This window comes from Saccharomonospora sp. NPDC046836, from assembly GCF_040645195.1.
GTDB lineage: Bacteria > Actinomycetota > Actinomycetes > Mycobacteriales > Pseudonocardiaceae > Prauserella_A.
Genome location: NZ_JBEYXW010000103.1, coordinates 1 through 4,112, shown reverse-complemented (window position 1 = coordinate 4,112; position 4,112 = coordinate 1). Strand labels below are relative to the sequence as shown.

General features: G+C 69.2%; 4 protein-coding genes. All 4 read left to right on the top strand.

Features of this window, described 5'->3' with window-relative positions; translation table 11 throughout:
- Window positions 1–35: 35 nt before the first annotated feature.
- Window positions 36–968 carry a branched-chain amino acid ABC transporter permease gene (locus ABZ863_RS35355; protein WP_003947506.1) on the top strand — a complete coding sequence of 311 codons (933 nt, stop codon included), beginning with the start codon at window positions 36–38 and terminating at the stop codon, window positions 966–968.
- 5 nt (window positions 969–973) lie between these two features.
- Window positions 974–2,731, top strand: a complete 1,758-nt coding sequence (locus tag ABZ863_RS35350) for a branched-chain amino acid transport permease (protein ID WP_023419943.1) — start codon at window positions 974–976, stop codon at window positions 2,729–2,731.
- Between the two features lie 5 nt (window positions 2,732–2,736).
- Window positions 2,737–3,666 (top strand): ABC transporter ATP-binding protein, encoded by a 930-nt coding sequence (locus ABZ863_RS35345; protein WP_358544101.1) that lies wholly within the window; start codon window positions 2,737–2,739, stop codon window positions 3,664–3,666.
- Window positions 3,663–4,112: ATP-binding cassette domain-containing protein (locus tag ABZ863_RS35340; RefSeq protein WP_358544099.1), on the top strand; the 450-nt coding region annotated here is incomplete at its 3' end. The genes ABZ863_RS35345 and ABZ863_RS35340, both read left to right, overlap by 4 nt.

The window sequence follows — 4,112 nt, the reverse complement described above, 5'->3', positions numbered from 1 at the left end:
GCCGTATCTGACCACTCTCACTCGGAGGCCCCGCGGTGCACGATCTGCCGCAGCAACTTGCCAACGGCCTGCTACTCGGCGCGCTGTACGGACTCATCGCAATCGGTTACACGATGGTCTATGGCATCGTTCAGCTCATCAACTTCGCCCACGGCGAGATATTCATGATCGGAGGCTTCGGAGCCCTCACCGCCTGGCTCTGGCTCCCCGACGGCACCGGCGTCCTCGTCGCCCTCCCCGTCATGATCCTGCTCGGCATGGTCTTCTCCGTCACCGTCGCCATCGGCGCCGAACGGTTCGCCTACCGGCCTCTGCGCGGCGGCCCCCGCCTCGCCCCGCTCATCACCGCGATCGGCCTCTCGCTCGTCCTCCAGCAACTCGTCTGGTCCTTCTACCCCAAGGCCCGGGACGGCGCCCTCAGCTTCCCGCACTTCGAGGGCGGACGCATCGACCTCGGTGCCTTCTCCATCAGCCGCGGCGACCTCTTCCTCCTCATCGCCGCCCCCGTCTGCATGATCGCCCTCGGCGTCTTCGTCTCCAAGACCCGCACCGGCCGCGCCATGCAGGCCACCTCGCAAGACCCCGACACCGCCAAGCTCATGGGCATCAACACCGACCGCATCATCGTCACCGCGTTCGGCATCGGCGCCGCCTTCGCCGCCATCGCCGCGGTCGCCCACGGCCTCAAGTACGGCGAAGTCCAGTTCCGCATGGGCTTCATCGCCGGCCTCAAGGCGTTCACCGCAGCCGTCCTCGGCGGCATCGGCAACATCTACGGCGCCATGATCGGCGGCCTCGTCCTCGGCGTCGCCGAAACCCTCGCCACCGCCTACATGGAGAACGTGCCCGGCATGAGCATGTTCGGCGGTGGGGCCTGGAAGGACGTCTGGGCCTTCGTCCTGCTGATCCTGGTCCTCCTCCTGAGGCCCCAGGGCATCCTCGGCAGCCGCGGCGCGGATCGGGCGTGATACAGATGACCACCCAGACCACCACCGAAACCCAGGCTCCCGCCACCCCCAAGGCCCTGAGCTACGCCACCCTCGGCGGCGCCGTCCTCTCCCTCGCCAGCACCTTCCTGGCCTGGACCTGGACCGCCGAATTCCCCGGCAACCTCACCGTCGACGGCTACCCCGGCGGCCTCCAGCTCCTCACCCTCACCGGCGCCCTGCTCACCGCCGTCCTCCTCCTCGGCGGACTCGGCATCCCCGGCCTGCGCTGGGCCACCCCCGGCGGCAAGTACGCCTCCGTCCGCCTCATGGCGCTCGCCACCTTCGCCACCACCTGGTTCACCGTCATCGCCATCGCCGTCGAACTCGGCGGCCTGGTCAACCTCGAACCCGGCGCCTGGCTCGCCGCCGTCGCCACCGCGCTCACCGTGGCCGTCTCCTTCGCCCTCCCCCGCGAGGCCGAACCCACCGGAACCAGCGGCTGGGCCACGTTCGCCGCCTTCTTCAAGGCCCCGGCCCCAGGAGCCGCCAGGGAACTCCCCGGCTGGGCCGAGATCCTCCTCATCACCGTCGCCTTCGGCATCGGCCTGCTGGCCTTCACCTACGGCATCGGCACGGAAGGCGCCGAGGACTTCCTCGGCTTCCTCCTCCTCATCGGCTTCGGCGTCGCCGCCCTCGCCAAGTCCGGCCTCAGCCGCCGCCTCACCGGCCTCACCGTCAAGCACAAGAACGTGACGGTCACCGCCGCCTTCGTGTCGGCCTTCGCCTTCCCGTTCACCCAGACCAGCGACGCCTACACCAGCGTCGGCACCAACATCCTCATCTTCGCCACCGTGGCCCTCGGCCTCAACATCGTCGTCGGCCTCGCCGGCCTCCTCGACCTCGGTTACGTCGCCTTCCTCGGCGTCGGCGCCTACACCGCGGCCCTGGTCTCCGGCTCCCCCAACTCCCCCTTCGACGTCCACGTGCCGTTCTGGGCCGCCGTCCTCCTCGGCGCCCTCGCCTCCCTGATCTTCGGCGTCATCATCGGCGCCCCGACGCTGCGGCTGCACGGCGACTACCTCGCCATCGTCACCCTCGGCTTCGGCGAGATCTTCCGCATCGGCATGCAGAACCTGGACGGCACCAGCGGACCCGACATCACCAACGGGCCCAACGGCATCCCCAACATCCCCGACCTGGAGATGTTCGGCTTCAACTTCGGTGAGAGCCACACCGTCCTCGGCGTGGAACTCGGCAGGTTCTCCAACTACTACCTGCTGATGCTGCTCGTCACCATCGTCGTCGTCCTCGTCTTCCGCCGCAGCGACCAGTCCCGCATCGGCCGCGCCTGGGTCGCCATCCGCGAGGACGAGACCGCCGCCCGCGCCATGGGCATCAACGCCTTCCGGCTGAAGCTCCTGGCCTTCGCCCTCGGCGCCACCCTGGCCGGCCTCGCCGGCACCGTACAGGCCCACGTCACGTACACCGTGACCCCCGCCCAGTACAAGTTCGTCGAGTCGATGCCGCCCAACTCCGCCTTCCTCCTCGCCGCCGTCATCCTCGGCGGCATGGGAACGGTCAGCGGACCGCTCATCGGCGCCGCCCTGCTCTACCTGATCCCGGCCAAGCTCCAGTTCATGGCCGACTACCAGCTGCTCCTCTTCGGCATCGCGCTCGTCCTCCTGATGCGCTTCCGCCCCGAGGGACTCGTCGCCGACCGGCGCAAGCAGCTGGAGTTCAAGGAGACCGGCCAACCAGACACACCCAAGGCCGATACCGGCCTCAGCAAGGCGGGGGTGTAACCACCATGACCACCAGCACCAGCACCAGCCCGGCACCGGCCACCACCCCGGTCCTCGACGCCAGCGGCGTCATCATGCGGTTCGGCGGCCTCACCGCCGTCAACAACGTCTCCCTCCAGGTCAACGCGGGCGAGATCGTCGGCATCATCGGCCCCAACGGCGCCGGCAAGACCACCTTCTTCAACTGCCTGACCGGGCTCTACGTCCCCACCGAGGGCACCGTCTCCTACAAGGACAAGGTGCTCCCGCCCCGCTCCCACCTGGTCACCCAGGCGGGCATCGCGCGGACCTTCCAGAACATCCGGCTCTTCGCCAACATGACCGTCCTGGAGAACGTCCTCGTCGGCCGCCACACCCGCACCAAGGAAGGGCTCTGGTCGGCTCTCCTGCGCGGCCCCGGCTTCAAGAAGGCCGAACGCGAGTCCCACGAGGCGGCCATGGAACTCCTGGAGTTCACCGGCCTCGCCCACAAGCGCGACCACCTCGCCCGCAACCTGCCCTACGGCGAGCAGCGCAAGCTGGAGATCGCCCGCGCCCTGGCCAGCCAGCCGGGCCTGCTCCTCCTGGACGAGCCCACCGCGGGCATGAACCCCCAGGAGACCCAGGCCGCCCAGGAACTGGTCTTCGCCATCCGCGACCAGGGCATCGCCGTCCTCGTCATCGAGCACGACATGCGGTTCATCTTCAACCTCTGCGACCGCGTCGCCGTCCTCGTCCGCGGCGAGAAGCTCGTCGAGGGCACCCCCGACGTCGTCCAGGCCGACGAACGTGTCGTCGCCGCCTACCTCGGCACCCCCTTCGAAGGCGCCCCCGGCGACGAGGAGGCGGCCGAGGTCCGCGCGGCCGAGGCCAAGGCCGGCGGCACCGCCCCGGCCGACGGCGCCACCAGCACCACCAGCAAGCCCCGCACGGAAGAAGAAGGGGACACCGAATGACCGCCCTGCTGGAGGTCAAGGACCTCAAGGTCGCCTACGGCAAGATCGAGGCCGTCAAGGGCATCTCCTTCTCCGTCCACGCCGGGGAGATCGTCACCCTGATCGGCACCAACGGCGCCGGCAAGACCACCACCCTGCGCACCCTCTCCGGACTCCTCAAGCCGGTCTCCGGCTCCGTCGTCTTCGACGGCGAGGAGATCACCGGGGTCGGCGCCCACAAGGTGGTCGCCAAGGGCCTCGCCCACTCCCCCGAGGGCCGCAGGATCTTCCCGAACCTCACCATCGCGGAGAACCTCAAGCTCGGCGCCTTCCTCCGCAAGGACGCCGAGGGCATCGAGCGCGACATCGAGTGGCAGGTCCTGGAAGCCGACGGCGAACAGGATGAACACCACGACGACGGCCAGCATGCCGATGGCGAACAGCCCGATGCCCAGTCGCATCAACCA

Coding starts and splice junctions, on each gene's coding strand:
- ABZ863_RS35350 (WP_023419943.1), top strand. CDS start 974: ATGACCACCCAGACCACCACCGAAACCCAGGCTCCCGCCACCCCCAAG.
- ABZ863_RS35345 (WP_358544101.1), top strand. CDS start 2,737: ATGACCACCAGCACCAGCACCAGCCCGGCACCGGCCACCACCCCGGTC.